Source organism: Stieleria varia (assembly GCF_038443385.1).
In the GTDB taxonomy this organism is placed as follows: domain Bacteria; phylum Planctomycetota; class Planctomycetia; order Pirellulales; family Pirellulaceae; genus Stieleria; species Stieleria varia.
This window is the reverse complement of sequence record NZ_CP151726.1, coordinates 1,882,867-1,902,375: the sequence shown is the minus strand read 5'-3', so window position 1 is coordinate 1,902,375 and position 19,509 is coordinate 1,882,867. Positions and strand designations below refer to the sequence as shown.

The following is a 19,509-nucleotide window of genomic DNA, read 5'->3' as shown; positions in this document are numbered from 1 at the left end:
GAGTCGACAAAACACTTCCCCAGGGATCGGGACAATGGCAAGCTGGATAAAAGATGAGCTTCGGACTTTGGATTTAGGTGATAAGCGGCGGGAGCGACGTGTCGCCCTGATTCTTGAGCAACAGTCCGAGATTGCCGAATCTACGCCCAGTGCGTGTAAGGACAACGCGAAACTTGAGGCAACCTACCGTTTGGTAAACAATCGAAATATCCCTGTGGACGGCATTCTCAAAGCCCACAATGATGCTTCAATCGCTCGCACCGCCGAGCAACCGGTCGTCATCCTATCCCAGGATACCACCGTCTGTGATCTCACCAAACCACAGCGGCAAGTCCGCGGGGCCGGGCCGTTGGAGAGTCGGGACAAATTCGGTTTCTTTCTGCACCCACTCTATGCGATCACCGAGGATGGACTTGTTCTGGGCACGGTCGATCAGTGCATTTGGACGCGTGATGACATCAAGACGGATCTGAACAAAACAGAAAAAGTCAACCTGCGACGCCAGCAAGCCTTTGAAGAAAAAGAAAGCTACCGTTGGCTGGAGATGTTTCAAAGTGGCGAGCAAATCGCACTGGCTCATCCCCAGACGCACTACATTGGCGTCTCGGACAGCGAGTCTGATATTTATGAATTGCTAGCGCAAACCGATGATCTGGCGGCCAACTATGACTACGTCATTCGTGGTTGCCAAGATCGCACAGTGCTCGATCAAGGTGAAACCAGGACGATCTCCGAAGTGATGCAGGAGACGGAGTTTCAGTTTCAGCGTGAAATCGATTTAAGCGAGCGAAAGTCATTAATTATCGGAGAAACGCGTGCTCGTCGGATGAGTCGCAGTGCCCGGGTAGCATCGATTTCGATTCGTGCCCGGCAGGTCACTTTACGCGGCCCGGCACGCCCTGGTGGTCGTGCTCCCGACGTGACGATCAATGTTGTCGAGGCCGTCGAAACGGACGCACCCGAAGGCGAAGAGCCGATCCGCTGGTTACTTTTTACATCGCTCCCCATTTCGACGATCTCGGAAATCGAACGAGTCATTGGTTCTTATTGTCGCCGCTGGGACATCGAACTGTATTTCAAGACGCTCAAGAGCGGCATGAAGATTGAGAAGCTGAAGTACGAGCAGATCGATACATACGTGCGTGCGGTGACGCTTTTGATGATCACTGGGTTTCGAGTCGAGCAACTCAAGACCGCCAATCGAGTTTGTCCGCAAGTCAGTTGCGAGCGTTTCTACGATGCCAGTTTTTGGAAGGCGACGTACCTCGTGGTCTTTGCCGGACGTGAGGTTCCCGAAACACCTCCCACGATCGGCGAATGGATGCTGGTGGTCGCCAAGCTTGGCGGCTATCTGGACAAGAAAGGCCAAGGCCCGCCCGGCTCCACAACGATCTGGCGAGGAATGCGGAAAATCGAGTCGTACCACGAAGCTTTCCTCGCCTACAAAAGGCTCATCGGAGATGTGTAGGATAAAGAGGGCGCGAGCCCCAGGTGAACAACGCCCGACGCCGCCAACAAGCCGCGGAGCGGCGACAGATTGCATCCGGACCACCGCGTGCTGTGGGCTTACACCAAACGTTTTATGCTGTCGCTGCTCCGCAGCTTCTCGGCGGACTCGCTTGCGGAAACATGGGGATGGCACCCCATGCTGTATGCTGTCGCTGCTCCGCAGCTATCGGAGCTAACCCGGGGTGCGCTGGCTTCGCCGCGACCCCAGGCTATGTTGTTTAAGATGTCAGCATCACTTCGCCGGCGAAAGGATCCATCCGTCGATTTCCACGATGCTATCTGGGATCGTGGGGATGGGTTCGCCCAGCATCTTGTTCAATGCCCAGTGGCATCCCAAGGGCACCTCACCGTAACCCTTGAGGTATTTCCGCAGCGATGGGATCGCGGACTCTGCGTTCATGCGGCCCAAGCCGATCGCAGCCATTCGCCGAACAGGCACTTCTTCGGGAAACATCGATTCCGAATCCAGCAACTGATCCTCCATCGTTTTCACGAGGTCTTTGTCGAGTTCACCTTCGTAAATCATGCCCAGTGCCCAACATGCTGCGGCCCTGGCATGAGTTCCCAAGCTGTAGTCCTTGGGCATGTACTTGGACATCAGTCCTCGAGCCGGTCGGTAGCCTTGTTTCCCAAATGCGATGAACAAGTGGGCCATTTGCTCGACGTAGCCCGGCATCAAGTTGGTAAACGTCCCGTCCTTGAACTTCTGCAGCACTTCCTCACCATGCTCAACCATGTCGGGCATCAACGTTTCCACACCCAACTGCGACAACGCCCACGCGGAGGCCACTCGGACTTCACCTCGCGGGTGCGGCAACAGCTCAACGATTCGAACTCCGGCCGCTTTGTGATCCAGATTGGCCATCACCACGCAAGCCTGCTCGCATCCACGCCAACTGTTTTCATTCAACACGGCCTTTGTTCCGGCGATGATTTCGTCGGACAAGATCTCGTCGTCTGCCAGTTGGACCAACAGGGACGCCACATCGCGTCGAAGGGTTGGATTCAGGTCATCCAGCAGTCGAGCCAGCTGGACCATTCGATTCGATTGAGGAGCCTGGGCAATGCCTTGAACACAAACCCACCGCAAGTTGACGTCGGGGCTGAGAATGGCTGAGTCCACGTACGGATCGATCAATTCGGGGTCGATCGCGATCAGAATCTGTAACGCACCGGCTTGAACCGCCGATGTCTTGCTGTCGGCCAAACGAGACAACAGGGGAATCAACTGTTTGTCCGTTTGCTTGCGAAGCAGTTCGACAGCCAAGATCTCGTCCAACATGGGATTCTGCCTGGTTCCCTGCAAGATCTGGCCTGCGGTCGCCGCGACACCTTCGTGATCGATGCTTGCCAGAGCGCGAGCAGCGGCCATTCGGATCGATGGCGACTGTGATTCGTCGATCACCCACTGGGTCAATTGGTTGACGACTGAGTCGAGACCGATTGCGCCGGCACCGTTGATCGCAAGCAACAACTCGGAGTCGTTGTTTGCGGACTGATTGATCCGTGCGATCCACTGCTCACGCATTGCCGTGGATTGCCACTGCGCCAAGACCGGTTCCACGTGTTTTCCAATGGGCAGTCCATATCGAACGGCCCATCGCGCCAGTCGATCCGTGTGATCTTTGGCCTCCATCGTGATCAGCGTCTGCGCGACCGCACGAACCACATCCAGGGACTGATCGGGTTTTTCGGCAAGCTCCACCATCGTGGGAATGAAGGACTCCAGGCCAGGCATCCCCCGACGATACGCATCGGCGATCTGGTCGACCATCATTCTCTGCAGTTGCGGATCGGGACGCTGCAATGCTTTGGCCCACAACTCAACAATCCCCTCCGGAAACCGCTCTCGTTGCTGCTGGGTGGGCAATTCGGGTCGGTGATACATTTGCATCTCGTACCGAGCAAACGGATCGGCAGCAGACAGGTGCGTGATGTCACCCGCACCGCAAATGATCCATCCAGCAGTCAACAAAGTCACGGTGCACCGCAGCACCGATGCCCTTGACGTGATCGTCGTCAGCGAGATCAGAAACCGCATCAAACGGCTCGGGTCAGTCGCCATACTTGAGCTCCCAAAACGAAAAACATCAGCGTCGTGACGACACCGGCGACCCACCAAGCGGCGGGCAGCAAATTGTAAACTTCAAAACCAGGTGTACCGATCACGCTCAACGCCGCACCCAGCGGCGTAAGCGTCAACGCCGTTTGAACGGTGGAATAGCCAAAGGGCGCATCACGCGAGAGCCAAACCAGGATCGGTAACAGGAACAACAAGATGACGACGATGTACGCCACGCTGGTGGACACCGCCGTGGAGCGGAACAAGCAACCCACGGCCGCGCTGACAGCCAGGGCGTAAACGATCGTGACGGCCAAGCAGATCAAGACAAGGTTGACTTGCAACCACATCGTGGGCTCGATCCAGATCATGACCAGGTAACCCGGCAACGTGGCCAACAAGACCAATGACATCGTCCACAACACACTCAGCAGCTTTCCGCTGACCACTGCTATGGCTGACAAAGGCGTCAAACGCAACAGTTCCCAGCCGCCGCCATCTCGCTCGCCACTGATCAACCCGGACGCCAAACTCGGTGTCAGCACGACGATCAAGATGACTTGCAACAAGACCAGTAGCCCGCCGATCGTCTCCACGCCCCAAGAGGTCGCGCTCGTGGCGGCCATGAAAGTCAACACCATCGAGGTGACCGCACACACGGAAACCAGACGCAACAGCCACTGGGACCGGCCGAACTTGCGACAGCGAAATTCCTTGACCATCACCGGATTGAGATACCAAGGGATGCCCGCTTTGCGTCGTTGCGGATCAACGATGTAAACCAATCGTCGAACCGTCCTCGCCATCAAACCGCGTTCGTTCGTCATCACGCCTTGAGATCGTGAACGATCAAAAATGCGATAGTTCAATCGCGAAATCGTGATTCCGGCGAACACCACACAACTGATCGCGGTGCAGATCACAAAACTCATCGTATGAGATGCCGTCTTGAGACCCGACGATCCGAGGTCGCTTTGTCCCATGATCTCCATCACTGCGGGCAACGGCGAGAGACTGCGGATCCATCCGCCAACCGACGCGATGACCGGACTCGATTCCCAGAGCCCCGTGCCTCGCAAGAATGCGGCGGGAACCAGCGTCAGGAAAAACAAACCCAAGATCGCCATGTAGGTCACACGAACCGCTGCATCGGCTGATTGCGCATAACTGCTGACCAACATGCCCAACGTCGCATACTGAATGACCAGCAAGGTCAGCACGAGGTACAGCATTCCCAATTCGCTGCTCAAATCGATCCCGCCGAGCGCGAAACAAGCGGCCGACGCCGGCAGGCTGCACAGCAGAACCAGAAAGCTGTACAGCAGCACGCCGGAGATCTTGCCGAAATAAATCGAAGCGCTACTCAGCGGCGAATTGAGCAGCAAGGCCAATGTGCCACTGTTGCGTTCGTTCACGACCGAAGTCGCGGGAAACGCGGGGACGAGAAAGACGATCCCGCCCAGCAACGCGTAACCGAAAATCCGGAACACTTCACGCGACTGACTGCCGCTGAGGTCCACGGCGGAATCCGCCGGCCACCGAATCAACACCGTCAGCGAAAACACGGTCGTCAACGCCAGCAGCATGAAGAGTGTCTTGGGTGATCGCAGGATCCCAAAGAACTCTCGTTGGATGACGGGGTTGATCACGAGGTTTCTCCCACCGATCCACTCCCGACCGTCTCGTTTGTATCTGATGTTGATCGCTCTACATCGGAACCTGCCTCAGACGCATCGCCCGCAACTGACAAGAAAGCGTCTTCCAGGTCGGCCATGACCTCACGGAACTGTAACACGGTGTCTCCTTGTTGGATCAAGTGTGTCAGCAGCCCGCCGATCTCCTGATCACTCAGGCTTGTCTTGAAACGCACCATCGTTTCCGCGGTCGCGTTCTGCACATCGTCGGCTTGCGTGTCTCGGGCATGAGAGTCCAACCAAGTCCGAACGCGTTGGCCGACCGATTCGATCGACACATCGTCGGGCAGCAAGATTTCGAAAGTCCGTCGTTGTTGAATGTCTCGCATGATCTCGTCGACGGTGCCGAATGCACGCAGTTTGCCTTTGGTGATCATCGCGACGGTGTCGCAGATCCTGGCCAACTCGGGCAAGATATGACTGGTCACGATCAACGTCTTTTGCATCTCAGCGAGCCTCAGCAGCATCACTCGCATGTCAATCCGTGCTTGAGGATCCAACCCGTTGGCCGGTTCATCCAAGATCAGGACTTGAGGATCATGCATCAAAGTACGTGCGATTGCGACCCGCTGCTGCATTCCTCGGCTCAATGCGTCGACGAACAAATCCTTCATGTGAGTCGCCCCGGCAATCTCCAGCACTTCATCAATTCGAATGTTGCGTTCTCGTCGACCGATCGAATAGGCTGCGCCAAAGAAGTCCAGGTACTCGGCGACACGCATGTTGTTGTACTTGCCAAAGTCATCCGGCATGTACCCGACCATTCGTTTGATCTTGCGGGAATCACGCAAACAGTCCGCGCCTGCGATGGACGCTTGACCGCTTGTTGCCTTGAGCAATCCGACCAGAATCTTGATGGTCGTCGTCTTGCCGGCACCATTGGGTCCGATGAAACCCAGGATCTGTCCACGACCGACGTGCATCGTCAATGAGTCGAGCGCGGTGAACTCGCCGTATCGCTTGGTCAAGTCTTTGATGACGACCACCGGCTCGACATCTCTGTTGGCAGATTGGATTTGGTTCATGGTTCATTCACTCGTAGCGTGGACACTCACGTGCATGTACTGAATACTCCACGTGCTTTGACTGGCGGAGGCGGCGGGGTTGATGGGGGAGCGAGAGCTCAATTCATCGGTTGTCGCAGGCGTTCTCGTGATTTGGCCAGCTGCGATTTGGCCAGCTGCGATTTCGGAATCAGTTGCGGAGACGGATACAGACAGGTTCAACTCCCCGGCAGCGGCTTGGTCTAACACCGATGTGTCATCAAATTCGAATACTTGAAGCCCCGTGGGGTTTGCTTTTTCATAGATCACAACGGTTTCTTCCCCCGACGCGTGCTCGACGGACAGCGTTCGTGAGGGCGCACTGATCTTGATCGCGACCGAAACCTTGGTGATCCGGCACGGCAGGATTTCATCCGGCAGGACGCAACGCAATGCCACTCGCTTGGCTCCCGTCAATTCGGCGAGCCATTTTCCGGTTCGAGGATCGAAGACCAGTGATGCTCCCTCCGTACCGGCCAGCGTATCCAATCGCACAAAGGTCGCGGGGATCTGAAAGGTGCGATCAGGTGCGGGGCGACGCAAGTGAATGGGGATCGACACCAACGACCATCCTTTCAGTGCATAGTCGCCGCTGAATGAAACGGGCGAGTCGGTCATATCGGTCCAGGCCAAGACAGCTTGTCGTCGCCGCGAAGCGTCCTGTGTCAGCATTTGACTGGTGTCTGTCGTTTGCGTCTGTTGCAAGAACTGCTGACGCTGCTGTTGCGATTGTGACATCAAGCTGTCTTTGATGAACCGTCCTGGTGGTAGGACATCATCGATCGAGCCGCGGACTTGATTCGAGCTGTCGGTCGATCCTGTCAACGACAGAGTGGGTGTCGACGGTGCGACCACCACGGGATCTGCAAAGTTACCGACGCCATGGATGGTTGCCGTGAAGCCGTTTTCATCAAAGGTCCCATCGGCGATCCACGGTTGAGCATGATGCGAGACCGAAATGGTCCTGGCATGTTGCACGACGCCCGGGCGCTGGGTAACGAACTGCCAAGTCTCTTGCCAGGCATCGTCCCAGAGGATTCGTTTGGTTTGGCTGTCGGATGAATCCGTCAACAACTCAGTGGTCGATTTCGGTGGCGAAACGATCGAAAGCGGTTGACGATCGCCTCGGTAAATAGCGGAAACCGTTTCGGTACGTCTGCTGCTGCCATCCGTGGAAACGATCGCAATCTGACCACTCGCGATTGTCGGCGGAATCGATCTTGATTTCCGATATCCGATCACCAGCAGTGAAACCGTCGCCACCAATGCGATCGTCGGCACCACGGCAGCCAACAGTTGCAACCGGCGAGTACGCAGCAGCCAGACGCCAACGAACAATAGGGCGACCGAGTGAAGCCCAAGAATGGTTGCGATCATCGATCGGGCTGGAATCGTGTATCCGATCTGCTTGTCCACCATCGGGGTCACTGCTGCCAGATGACTCTGTGGTTCAACGCGTCGATCAAAGAACCGAAGCGCCACGGTGTGCATCGCGGTCGTGATGCCGCCTTCGGGGTCACCGTCGACAAACCATCCGGAGGCATCCAATGTCGTCATCAAGACTTCGCCATCGCCGAATGGAATCCAGAATGCGGCCGGCCATCCGTCCACGCGCGCACTGACGTCGTCGGTATGAGCAAGAATTCGCAGCATTTGGGCTGGCCTTTCTGACTCCCATGGCTCCGCCTTTTGCAGTGATTTTGAATCCATCAAGTCCACCGTTTCCACACGGAACCTGTTCAGCTCGACGGAATCCACTGTCGTGAAACAATGGTCGTCGCCAAGCAATTGATGCACCGCATCAGGATCGATACGGTCCAGCATGATCCACAGACGGCCTCCGCCGCGCACCCAACGAGCCAGCTGGGCGACGAAGCCTGAGTCTGAAAAAAGCCGATCGGATCCGATCACCAATTGGTCGATCGCATCGAGCGATTTGGGCGTGGGCGGCATCCAGTCGGATGCAAATTCAGGCAGCAACAGATCCTGCTGTGAGAGTCTCAGACGCTGGCGCGCCGCGTAGACCAAACTGCGTTGAAACTCAGTCACCGAGTGGGCCGGCTGATCGGGCATTTCCCGATCCAGGATGATGGCCGCTGTGGATTGATCGTGATCGATCAGCAACGAACGTCGAGAAATGGGTTCACCCACGAAGTTGGATTGAAACTGCTCGCCGTCCGCCGCCTGAGTCAATCGCATCGATTTGGCGTCGACCTGAAGCTGATCAGCGGGAATGTCAGCGGGGATTTCAATGGGCAACCATGACTGTCTGCGTGCACCGGCCGGGATCCACATTCGCCGGGCATATTGCAGCCCAATCTCGTCGCCCACCGAGACCACAATCGTGTCCTCCGCATCTTCCGTGGTCCGGTTGGCTCCGGACACCATTAGCGTCGACCAACGTCCAGCAACATGCCGTTGCAACCCGCCCGGGCTGACGGCCATCGAGACGCCCCGCGGCGCATCGGCCTGTGAAGTCGCATCTTGCGAGACATCGCCTGACGCAGCAGCAGAGACTTCTACGTTTCCAGGGGGTTCTGTTGCCGATTGCGTGTGACCCAACGCCGCGAGAACGCTCCACAGCAAAACAGCGCCGAGGTAAATCGCAAGTGCTTGAGGGGTAGCTTTGGGGGATGGCAAACCCTCAACCATGAGGCTGTGTTGCGTGTGATCTTGCGGCAAAAATGAGACTCCGAAAACGAGGCGAGCGGGCGCAATTCACGCGAACAGTAGTTTAACCAGATCTTCATCTGAGGTTCATGCCCCGAAAGCGGCTATGAAATTATCAATCGCAGACTTTCTGGGACGCACGTCTTGCCGGGTCACTCTTGACATTGGCAACGGATCATTAAGCTACCGCGAGATTCTATCGTTCATCCACCGGAGGGCGACAATGCCCGCACAATCTCGCCGAAAATTTCTTTCTGACAATTTCTCCGCCGCCGCAGGTTTCGCCGTCGCCGGAGCATTCGGTTCGCTCGGGTCTCGATTCGCACTCGGCGAGTCCGCGAGCCATCGTAGTGACTTGTCCGAAACGATTGACGACACAACCGGATTGCCGCTGCTGAGATTGCCTCCTGGATTTCGCTATCGAAGCTTTGGATGGACCGGCGATCCAATGGTTGACGGCGTCCCGACACCAGAGGCTCACGATGGCATGGGCGTGATCCGGGTTGACGGTGACGTTCTGACCCTTTGTCGAAACCATGAAATCAGCGAAGACTGCCAAGCCATACCGCATCCGCTGGGACACGCCTACGACCCGATGGCCGGCGGCGGTTGTACGACACTGACCTTTGACACCAAACTAGGGCAATGGCTGAGCAGTCGAGTGGCCATGTCGGGAACCAGCCGCAATTGTGCCGGCGGTGTGACGCCTTGGGGGACATGGTTGACTGCGGAGGAAACCGTGATGGGGCCAAACGACCGCGACTACTACAAATCAGGCGTGATTCGAGAATTCCAGAAAACTCACGGCTGGGTTTTCGAAGTGAACGTTGATGGACAAGCGATGGCGACAACTCCACAACCGATCAGGGACATGGGACGCTTTGTGCATGAAGCGATCGCCATCGACCATGAAACGGGCATCGTCTACGAAACAGAGGACCGAGCGACATCGGGGTTCTATCGTTTTACGCCCAACGTCCCCGGCAAACTCGCCGCCGGAGGCACGCTGGAGATGGCCGAGGTCGTCGGCCAACCCGACTTGCGTGGCGGATTCCCAAACGGGGCCGAGTTCGATGTCCGCTGGCATCGCATCGATGATCCGTCGTTGGCGCACACCAAAGGCACTTCGGTGGTCCCGACGCCTCGGCAATGGGAAACGGAATTGAGAAAACAAGAGGTGGCTCGGAAAGCAGGCAAGCAGATCGAAGCGACATCTCGGTTCACGATCGGTGACGAATTGGGTGTTTTCAAACAAGGTCAGCGGGCCGGTGGTTCGATGTTCTCTCGCTTGGAAGGATGCTGGTTCGGCAACGGACTCGTTTACTTTGATGCCACCAGCGGTGGTGCGGCTGAGGCCGGGCAGATCTGGCAGTTTGATCCGAAACAACAAAAGCTGAAACTGCTGTTCGAATCACCCAACAAGCCGACGTTGAACATGCCCGACAACCTGTGCGTCAGCCCTCAAGGCGGATTGATGCTGTGCGAAGACAATGACTACGGCGCGAACGAGTACCCGCAACGTATTTTTTCGCTTTCACCCGATGGCAAGTTGGGATTGTTTGCGGAAAACAACGTGCGTCTGCAGGGAGAGAAGAACGGTTTCCAAGGCGATTTCCGAACCAAAGAATGGGCCGGGGCAACCTTCAGCCCTGACGGCAACTGGATGTTTGTCAACATTCAAACCCCAGGCATTACCTTCGCCATCACAGGCCCCTGGGCAGACGTGTTTGTCAGTTGAGGTTCATCGCCGTACGCACGCCCAAGCCGGACTGGTTCCGACGAGAGGTCACATCGACTTGGCGAGAAGATGCGTGAGAATTCCTATCTCAATGGATGACGCCCGTGTCCTCCCGCCGCCAATCTCATCGACGACTTCATCTCGAAATCGCAGTGTGCGGATCTCCAAACGCCTCAAGTGTACATGCTTCAACTCTTCGTCGTCCGGTTCGACCGGTTGTTCCAATGACGACATCTGTCCGGAAAAAAACGGCAAGTAGGCTTCCTGATATTTTGCCAATGAACTGACGGTTTACCGTCATTTGGTTAGGGCTGGCCTATTGATGAGTAGTGAACGCCATCCCGATGGGCGGTACTCACTTACTGCGCCCCCTCTGTCGGGCTCCGTGAAGCTTGCCACGGTGAGTTGACTGTGTGCTGCATTCAAGCGACGCGGCGTTGCTGTCGTTGCACGCCCTCGAAATGGAGGATCGTGACAGGTCGGTGAGCGCAAAAAATAAGGGCATGAAGCAATCGGAACTTCCATCACTTCGTACACCGACACACCCAAGGGTCATACCCGTGCGAACAATACGTGCCCATCGTTCCCGTCCACGCAACGAAATCCGAGCAAAGCTTGAGTTTGGACGGCATTGCATTCCCGTTCTCATTCGTCAAGCGTCACAGACGGGATTCATGATCCGCTTGCCGCAAAAATCTGCGAGGAAGATAAATCGACAGTCGAGAATCAAACTCCGAGTAGACGGACATCGAATTCCGGTCACTGCAGCGACTCCCGCTCAAGTCATCTCAGGTGGCCAAGCACGCCTTCGACTGATCATTTGTCGCGATCCGGAGAAAGAAGAACGAAAAAGAAGATTTAGAATTTCCTTCGATGTGTTTGGTCTCTTTTTTCGATGGAAGAATCGTTCTTCGATCGACAACCCCACATTCGAACGGGGCTTCCATGGTGTCTTCATGCAAACCCTCATCCGCGTGTGCGTTGTCGCCATCATGTGCTCCCTACTGGCACTGCCGGGATTCGGAAACACATTTCCCACTGTCGCGGAGATCAAAGAAGCATTGCTAAAGATGTCGACGACGTTCGCAAATGCGAACCCCTTTCGAGCCGGAAACGTGAGCAACAATCAGTTCACGACGGCGAGTGAAGCAGGGTCACTGCCCGCACCAGCGATCGAAGCCACTCCGCCTGCTCGGGTGATTCCACCACGACAGGTCAACGACCCAATCATCGACGATTGCCAATGCTCCAGCCCACCTCCGTGCGTCCCCACGGACAACCGCGGTTGGTTGCAAAACGCCACTTCACCGATTCGCAGCCTCAAGAGTCACGGACGAAACCATTGAGAATGACTGTTATGAACCGTCGATTCGGCGGCGAGTGGCCGTCGTTCAAAATAACGGTCAGCAGGCCACGGTCAGCTCATTCTCCTTGAACTGCACATTCTCGATCCATGGATCTCGTCCGGCAGTGACCAACATCCCATGGAACTTCTTACTGTTCGGAAATGAGCACGTATCCCACTCGGTGTGGCCTCAACGGATCATTCAACACAAAACGTCTCATCCGCAAAACTCGCAGAAAAACCGATCCAGCAGTGTGGCTGTGAGTTCGGGTGCGTTTGGGCGTCGCTCGTGTCTTGCCGATCTTGACGATTTCGAATCTCGAGATTTTTTGGGCCGGCTCAAGATGCTGGGGAGAGCACTGCATAGCAGAGAGCTATCCTTCACCGAACTTCTTTGAGGGTCGTTCAGCAAACCACGCAGGTGAATCGAAATAATGAATGAAGCCGTGTCAAATGTTCCACTGGTCTCGTCAGCGTTTCTGAACGCTGATCAGAAGGATTTCCCTGATGTCAATTTCGTTTCCATCAATCAAGAGATCCCTGAACCGTCGACTGACTCGCAACAGGATCATGATGCGCCGTTGGCGTGCTGCGTTTCAAAGTCTGACCTGGGTGGAATTTCCACATTGCTCATTCCTCTGCTCTTTATTTGCCTTGGCCTTCTGCTTGTCGGATTAGGTTTTCTTGGATCGGTTCCTGAAAACCTGACGCGAGACGAATTCTTGAATCGGATGAGTTGGTGTGGTGGAGCTATCGCGGGATTCGGTGTCGTCATTGGGTTGGTCTTTGTCACGCTGTGGGGGCTGCAAAGACGTTTCGGGTTGGCGGCTTACGAGGACGGGCTGGAGGTGGTCAAAAGAAACTCTGTGAAAAGAATTCCTTGGTCAGAATTCAGCCGCGTGACCGTGAGCAGTTTTTCCGGAGGCCATGGACTTAAGCCTCAACTTTTCCTTCATGCGCGATATGGCAAACGGTCAGCCGTCAACTGGGCTTCGAGTTTCGAAGGAAACGTCGAAGGTGTATTTCAAGCTTTCATGACACGCTGTCACTACATCGTCGAAAACCCAGAAGGCTATAACAAGTAGATCGCAATGAATCACCTTGAATACTACGAGGCTCCTTATCGACCTCAATTTGGACAGCTCAAGACAAGCTGCGACGCTCGAACGCCCACGCTCAGCTTGCCACTACTCGCAGTTGTAACATCCGTCCTGACCGTTCTTGCGCCATTGTCACTGTGGCTATTGGCGAAAGTATGCATTGCTTGGATGGCGCAAGCACCTGACAGGCCTGTGATCGGACTGATCGGCATGGGCGTCGTCTGCATCGTTTTCTTCGTGGTGGCATTCCTTGTACTGAGGTTTGTTCGACGTTGTGTCAGAAGCGTCTACTTAAGTTCCCGTCTCTCGGTATACGAAAGTGGCTTGCACCTGGTCTACGAGATCCGCTACACGATCCAAAATCCTCATTGGATTCAATTCATGAAGGGAATTCGGCAGGTCTCGCGTTCCTTTCAATTCATCGAATCGGTTCGTGTTTGTGAAGTCAGAAAGAAAGGTAGAGACTTCCTGCAAGCCGACATCAAGTTCACTGATGGAGAAAGTGTGTGTGTGCATTCCGCCGATGGGGAAGGTACCTTAGAGGCCATCGAGTCGATTGTGAAATCCGCCGGCGATAAAGCTGTCGTCAATCTCAAAGCAAACGCTTGATCGAAATCCTGTTTCCAAATCGCCGCAAGTCAACGCCATGTCATCTGCACCATTGAGGAACTGTTTAAGTCACAGCAGATCCGATGTCTGAGTGGGGGAACTGCCCTCCACATGAACTATTTGAGCGTCCAACGCAAGGAACGCGATCAATAGCCACTACTGACCTCAGCCAAGTTGGCAGCAGGTCAAACAGCCATCCACGTAACGTGGTTTTGTGAACACTCGCTCATTAGAGACACTTTCGGTGGTAGGAGCGAAACCCACGGTTATTTGACCTAGATTTCAGCATCCAGTTCGCTGGAACGTGCCAGATTTCATCAATCGCCCTAGACGCTGGACTTTACTGCAGGTTGCACCATGAAGTTGATTGGAAACACCATCCTCATCGTACTCGTAGCGTTCGGCATCATTTTTCGGATTGAGAGAATCAAAAGAGCCATCAAAGGCGAACCCTCGTCGTCGTGGCATGTCGGCCAGGATCATGCCAAAGGGCGTTCTAGCTCAGGCGGGTCATCCAGCTCAATGCAGAGCAACCCGTTTGCCGAATGAGCGGATTTCCCCAACGCTGATCAACAAGCCTCCACGGCGACGTCAACTGCGAGACGTCGGTGCCGAGGACAAACGATTACGGCGAATAGATGGAGTCGAACCATTCGGGCCGGTTGACCAAGAGTTCCGTGAATCGATCGCGCCACTCGCGGCTATTGAGAGGTACGGGCACGCCGTCGTCAATTCGTTTGTTGGCGATGAGCTCTGCGAACGCTCCAATTTCGACAATGAGTTTGTCGTCGGGTTGAATTTCGAAGTCGTGAAGTGGGATTGCGGTGATCGACCTGCCTTCGTTTCTTGCTGCGTTGTTCGATCCGGCTCCGCCAGAAACGAACACCCAGGTGTCGTCGCGAGACGATAGAACGCGTGCGGTGACGTTCACATTGAGAGTAACCGGTGGCGTCACGATACGACCGGTTTGTCGACTCCAGAATTTGGCCGATCTTCGGCCGACCGTTACCAGCCACTCGCCATCGCTGACAAAAGCGCCGTCGAATATCGGTTCTTCATGGTTGAGCGGAGGGATATCCACGACAGCCGTTCTCCAGTTCCATAGCAGCGCCGTACCGTCATTCGTTAGTGTCAAAAGTTGGTCGCCTTGGGAACTGAAAACGGCATGATTCACTTGGCTACTATGCTGCAACGGAGGTGAGATGCAGCTGCCGGTGGTGAAATCCCAGACGTAGGCGTTGTTGCCGCTGGCTGTCGCCAAGAACCGCTCGTCGGCGCTGAGCCCGGTTGCAGTGGCCGGCTGGTCATGTGGCAAGGGTGGGTATCTTAGTGATCCGTCGCGCACGCGTCGGACATGCACCTCGTCACTAAGAGCTCCGCTGACGAACCAATCGCCATCATCACTGAGATGGAGACTGCGCGTTGTCTTCGGATACCCTGTCGCTCTGCCATCGCTATCTTGGTAACGATGGCTCCCTGTTCCATAGCGTTTAATACGCACTTCCTGCTGCTCGCCGTGCGTAACATCAAAGATTGATTCTCCCGTCTTGGTGTCGAATTTCGAGATGGTGGCATCCGCGCGAACGACGATCAAGTCTTTGCTATTCAACGGAAAGCCGATCGCGAGTGGTTCAGATTCGAGGGGAATCGTCGGTGTGATTCGCTCAGCCGTTCGCCAGTTCCAGAATTCGATGGCGTCATAACTGGCCGTGGCGACGGTTTCATTGTCGGAAGTAATATCGCAGTCGATTAGCAGGGCGTTTGCGGTCAGAGGCCGGCCAAGGGTTGAGAGATCGGCAGCGGAGCACAATTGAGTCTGATGAAGGTTTCCCCAGAACCAGCCGGCACCTGTCGGAAGCAGGTATTGTCCATCGCGACTGAGTTTCATCGCCGAGCCGCCACCGGCCAATTGGATGCTCCGGTTCCGAGCCTCGCCGAGCGGCATGGCCCACAAGCAAACCATGCCTTCAGGATAACTTGTTACGAAGCGTTCGCCATCGAACGTATAGGCGATGTCTTCTATTCCGGTTAACTCGGGCGCGATACCTTCTGCGGTCCAATTCTGCTCCGCGATTGACCATTGGCCGATCGCTTCGGTATCGGTGGTGACTAACAGCTCCGCATTATCAGGCCGTATGGCTAGAAGACGAAGGTTCGCATCTACGGAGCTGATTTGGGAGCGGGTTTGGCAGTCCCAAACCTGAGCGCCCGCGGAACTGACGACGGCCAGCAATCGACCGTCTCTGCTGAGCCTTTGACGCGTAATGGCGGCGCTATCAAGCTGGATTTCAAAGGCGACTTTCCCCGTTTTGACATCGACAAGTGCTGTGGCATTTGACCTTGGCAGGGTAGCCACATATCGACCGTCGCCCACGAAACACGGGTCGTAGGGAGGTTGCATTGGCCAGATTCGTAACATGTGATGAAGCGGTTCTAAGGCAGGATCGGCGATATTGGGATCGATAGGAAACAGCCGCACATAGTTGTCCTCGCAGGCAGTCGATATCAGCGGATCTGTCGAAGAAAAGCAGACGGACTGCACGGCCTTGGGATGAACCAGCGGTGGCGTGATGAACACCTCTCTTTCGATGTCCCACACACGCACCATCGAATTGGCAAGTGCAATCCGCGAACCATCAGGACCGAATCGAACAGCGGTGATCGGGTCGCCGGAACCTTCGTTCAGCGAGATCGTCGCCTCGACTTTCTTCGTTTGAGAATCGATAAGTAGTACATTGCCGTGGGTGCAACCGACGGCCAATAGTGAACCATCGGGGCTCCAATCGATTGCGGACGCCTCTTGGGAAACAGCGTGCGAAATGTTCTCAATGGGATCCCAGAGGGTACAGCGATGCTGCAACGTCAATGTGGCGATTTGAAGGCGTTGCGGGTTCACAATCGTTTGCTGGAGTTCCTCCCCGTCGTGCCACAACATCCGCAAGGGCTTGGAGGAGGCGTGCTGCCAGGTATTGACGCGGACCAGGCTTGCGCGGGCTTGTGGCGAATTGGGCCGCGCGATCCTTGCCGCGTTGGAAAACCACAACATTGCGTCGCGCGGCTGATTCTGCTGGGCGTACGTCAAACCAAGTGAGGTATTGAGTTGAAAGAACGCCTGCTCCGTTTCCGCGTTGGCGGCCTCTACTTGCTCAAGCCGTTCCCTCGCCAGGCCTTCAGCAATTCGAGCTTGTTCGGCTTTTTCAAGTGCGAAATTGGTTTGGGAGACTGCGGTCGCAGACTCGCGTCGCGACTTGACGGCAAAGTAAGCTGAAACGATCGTTCCGACGACCAATAGCAGGACAGCGGTCCCCGACAAAGTAGCGATGACTGGGTTGCGAAGACACAAACGCCAGGCGTGCTCGAACCGAGAGACGGGCCGAGCAAGGATCGGTTCGCCGTTAAGATAACGTTGCAGTTCGTCGGCCAAGTCCGTTGCCGAGCCGTAACGTTTGCGACCGTCCTTTTCGAGACACTTCAAACAGATCGTTTCAAGATCGCGAGGGACTGAGGGATTGAATTGTCGCGGCGGGACCGGGGCGGAGTGGCGAACTTGCAGAATCGTGTCCATCGTGCTGGCCGCCTGGAACGGGGGGCGTCCGACAAGCAGTGTGTAGAGGATCGCACCAAGCGAATAGACATCGCCAGTCTCGGTCAGTTTCGAAATCTCGCCGCAGGCTTGTTCGGGAGGCATGAAAGCAGGCGTGCCAAGAATTTGCCCCGTCGCGGTCAGACCTTGGTCCTCTGCCGTCTTCTTGGCAAGACCGAAGTCAGTGATTTTCGGCGAGTAGGACAAGTGACGGGCACGAGTGGATGGGGGACGCGACGAATGCGTGGAGGAGGGGCGTGAGGAATGGGGCGATGCGAGACGCGAGGTATCCGAGCCGAGTGGATCGGCTTTGGTAGCAAGGAGGATATTGGCAGGCTTCAGATCGCGATGAATGACGCCGCGGCGATGGGCGTAGGCGATGGCCTCACTGATAATCCGTGTCACTTCCGCTGCCTCGGCGGATGGAAACGGACCCTCTTTGATGCGTTGGGCGAGGCTTTCGCCTTCCACAAATCCCATCGAAAAGTAATGTTGTCCGTCGTGCTGGCCGACTTCGAAGATCGGGACGATATTGGGGTGATCAAGTTGCGCGGCCATCTCCGCTTCAGCCTGGAAACGCAGAACATCCACTTCGCCAGCCAGTTGTCCGGCGAGGATCATCTTGAGTGCGACAACTCGGTTGAGCCTTGTGTGTCGCGCGCGGTAGACAATGCCCATTCCGCCACGCGAGATTTCTTCTTCGATCTCATATTCGCCAAACGACTTGTTTGGTGGATCGATACGCACGCTCTCGCTGTCTGGACCCGATTTGAAAGTTTCCGACATCTGGAACGCAAGCGATTTTCTCAGCCTCGCGATTTTCATCGCTCGTTCGCTCTGTTTATCGGTCAAGTGCGCGGACTGCAATCGTTCACTCGCTTGCAAGCCTAGCCGGATCGATGGAGTCACTAACTCAGCTTCGATCTTCAGTAATTCGACAATCAACTCCTCGCAGTCGCCGCCCTCAACGTCTCTTAGGAAATCCTCCACACTTAATCGCGATTCCCCACGTACACGCCGTTCAAACTCGTCGCATAAACGGTCGATTTCTTGTATGTCCATCTCAGGTCTGCAGCTTGGATTGCCAATCAGTTTTCCGCGTCAGGGTCTTGCCCGAGTATCTCGCTCCATACGTCTCGAATCATTCGCAGTTTGCGTTCGACGGCACTGAGGCTGATGCCAAGCTGCTCGCCGATTTCTTTCGTGCTATATCCCTCCATCCTCAACACCGCCACCTCGCGACTCGATCCCTCATCAAGTCGTTCGAGGGCAACTTCAAGTTGATTCGCAAAGGCGGTCGCGAATTCAGGCGTTGGACCTCGGTCAGCAAGCTCCATCAAATTGTCCGAGTGAGTTGATTCGCTGAGGATCACATCATCGAGAGATACAATCTTCCCGCCACCACGTTTCTGGGCATGTGACTTTCGAAACTGGTCAGCAATACGTCGGTCCGTTAACACCAGCAGGACTTGCCAAAGGTCTTCTCGATTCTGCAGGTGTGCGAACCTCTCCTCTTTCACGGCTCGAAAAAAACGATCGAAGACCGACAGCAGTATATCATCCTCGTCAGCGCAACTACTTCGCAGCCCCTTCAACTTCTCACGGGCCAGCGGCAACAACTGCTCGATGTAGCGCTTCCAGATTTCGGTGGAGGCGAATTCATCACCGGTCTTCAACTGCTGCAGGAGCAGGCTGACCGATGCTGGCTGGAGAGTCATGGGGGCAAGTTCATTGGTGAGCGTGGTGAGGACGGTCCAGTGGCGAATGGCCCAGTGTTGACGGCTCTGGGTTGACGGCTCTTGGTCAACGGTTCTGGAAATGGAATTGTCTACCGTCGCGGGTCCGTCGCAGGGATCTATAGGTTAGCCCGACTTTTTGCTGGTGGCCATCAGTTCTCTCGACCGGGCGCTGCCCAGATCAGTTGAGAAATCGCAGTTTTGGAACCGATCCAAAGAAATTTGCGGAATCTTTGAAGGTCCGGCTGGCCACTTCGCGTGTCTCATATAGAGGCGAGGAGCCACCAAATTTCTTCCCTCGCATCAGCCAATCCTGAATCTGACCGGTCCCTTACGCCTGAATACGAAAATGCCCGAGTCCACGAATCTTTCCTGCCGAACATCGCGAAACAGTCAAAATAGCTCGCCTCCCCATCAAGT

The 19,509-nt window shown here is 55.5% G+C and carries 13 protein-coding genes; 5 read left to right on the top strand and 8 right to left on the bottom strand.

All coding sequences use genetic code 11. The annotated features are described in order from the left end of the window. Positions 1-34 precede the first annotated feature (34 nt). Positions 35-1,468 carry an IS4 family transposase gene (locus Pla52nx_RS06560; protein ID WP_146523889.1) on the top strand — a complete coding sequence of 478 codons (1,434 nt, stop codon included), beginning with the start codon at positions 35-37 and terminating at the stop codon, positions 1,466-1,468. Between the two features lie 273 nt (positions 1,469-1,741). On the opposite strand, the gene Pla52nx_RS06555 is transcribed toward Pla52nx_RS06560, so the two are convergent. From Pla52nx_RS06555 to Pla52nx_RS06540, 4 genes are read right to left on the bottom strand one after another with little or no spacing between them, the layout of a single operon-like run. After that, the gene (locus tag Pla52nx_RS06555) at positions 1,742-3,574 is read right to left on the bottom strand and encodes a HEAT repeat domain-containing protein (RefSeq protein ID WP_146523386.1); all 1,833 of its coding nucleotides are present in this window, start codon (positions 3,572-3,574) and stop codon (positions 1,742-1,744) included. Then, the gene (locus tag Pla52nx_RS06550) at positions 3,550-5,220 is read right to left on the bottom strand and encodes an ABC transporter permease subunit (RefSeq protein WP_197455095.1); all 1,671 of its coding nucleotides are present in this window, start codon (positions 5,218-5,220) and stop codon (positions 3,550-3,552) included. The genes Pla52nx_RS06555 and Pla52nx_RS06550 overlap by 25 nt, the downstream gene beginning before the upstream one ends. Then, the gene (locus tag Pla52nx_RS06545; RefSeq protein ID WP_146523384.1) at positions 5,217-6,290 is read right to left on the bottom strand and encodes an ABC transporter ATP-binding protein; all 1,074 of its coding nucleotides are present in this window, start codon (positions 6,288-6,290) and stop codon (positions 5,217-5,219) included. Before Pla52nx_RS06545 ends, Pla52nx_RS06550 begins: the two co-directional genes overlap by 4 nt. Positions 6,291-6,293: 3 nt before the next feature. Next, the gene (locus Pla52nx_RS06540; RefSeq protein WP_146523383.1) at positions 6,294-8,960 is read right to left on the bottom strand and encodes a hypothetical protein; all 2,667 of its coding nucleotides are present in this window, start codon (positions 8,958-8,960) and stop codon (positions 6,294-6,296) included. A 241-nt stretch (positions 8,961-9,201) separates the two neighbouring features. Between Pla52nx_RS06540 and Pla52nx_RS06535 the strand changes: the two genes are divergently transcribed. Further along, positions 9,202-10,716, top strand: a complete 1,515-nt coding sequence (locus Pla52nx_RS06535; RefSeq protein ID WP_146523382.1) for an alkaline phosphatase PhoX — start codon at positions 9,202-9,204, stop codon at positions 10,714-10,716. 48 nt (positions 10,717-10,764) lie between these two features. On the opposite strand, the gene Pla52nx_RS06530 is transcribed toward Pla52nx_RS06535, so the two are convergent. After that, positions 10,765-10,971: a hypothetical protein gene (locus Pla52nx_RS06530; RefSeq protein WP_197455093.1), complete on the bottom strand. Its 207-nt coding sequence runs from the start codon at positions 10,969-10,971 to the stop codon at positions 10,765-10,767. Between the two features lie 701 nt (positions 10,972-11,672). Between Pla52nx_RS06530 and Pla52nx_RS06525 the strand changes: the two genes are divergently transcribed. The 3 genes from Pla52nx_RS06525 to Pla52nx_RS06515 all read left to right on the top strand — a co-directional run bounded on the left by Pla52nx_RS06525 (position 11,673) and on the right by Pla52nx_RS06515 (position 13,770). Further along, entirely contained in the window at positions 11,673-12,062 is a 390-nt protein-coding gene (locus Pla52nx_RS06525) for a hypothetical protein (RefSeq protein WP_146523380.1), read from the top strand. A 433-nt stretch (positions 12,063-12,495) separates the two neighbouring features. Next, positions 12,496-13,146, top strand: coding sequence for a hypothetical protein (locus Pla52nx_RS06520; RefSeq protein WP_146523379.1), 651 nt, complete (start codon positions 12,496-12,498; stop codon positions 13,144-13,146). A gap of 6 nt (positions 13,147-13,152) precedes the next feature. Next, on the top strand, positions 13,153-13,770 hold the full coding sequence (locus Pla52nx_RS06515; protein WP_146523378.1) for a hypothetical protein: 618 nt from the start codon (positions 13,153-13,155) through the stop codon (positions 13,768-13,770). Between the two features lie 282 nt (positions 13,771-14,052). On the opposite strand, the gene Pla52nx_RS06510 is transcribed toward Pla52nx_RS06515, so the two are convergent. The 3 genes from Pla52nx_RS06510 to Pla52nx_RS06500 all read right to left on the bottom strand — a co-directional run bounded on the left by Pla52nx_RS06510 (position 14,053) and on the right by Pla52nx_RS06500 (position 19,071). After that, entirely contained in the window at positions 14,053-14,238 is a 186-nt protein-coding gene (locus Pla52nx_RS06510) for a hypothetical protein (protein ID WP_146523377.1), read from the bottom strand. A 157-nt stretch (positions 14,239-14,395) separates the two neighbouring features. After that, positions 14,396-18,415, bottom strand: a complete 4,020-nt coding sequence (locus Pla52nx_RS06505) for a WD40 repeat domain-containing serine/threonine protein kinase (protein ID WP_146523376.1) — start codon at positions 18,413-18,415, stop codon at positions 14,396-14,398. Positions 18,416-18,441: 26 nt separating this feature from the next. Then, entirely contained in the window at positions 18,442-19,071 is a 630-nt protein-coding gene (locus Pla52nx_RS06500) for an ECF-type sigma factor (protein ID WP_146523375.1), read from the bottom strand. Positions 19,072-19,509 lie beyond the last annotated feature (438 nt).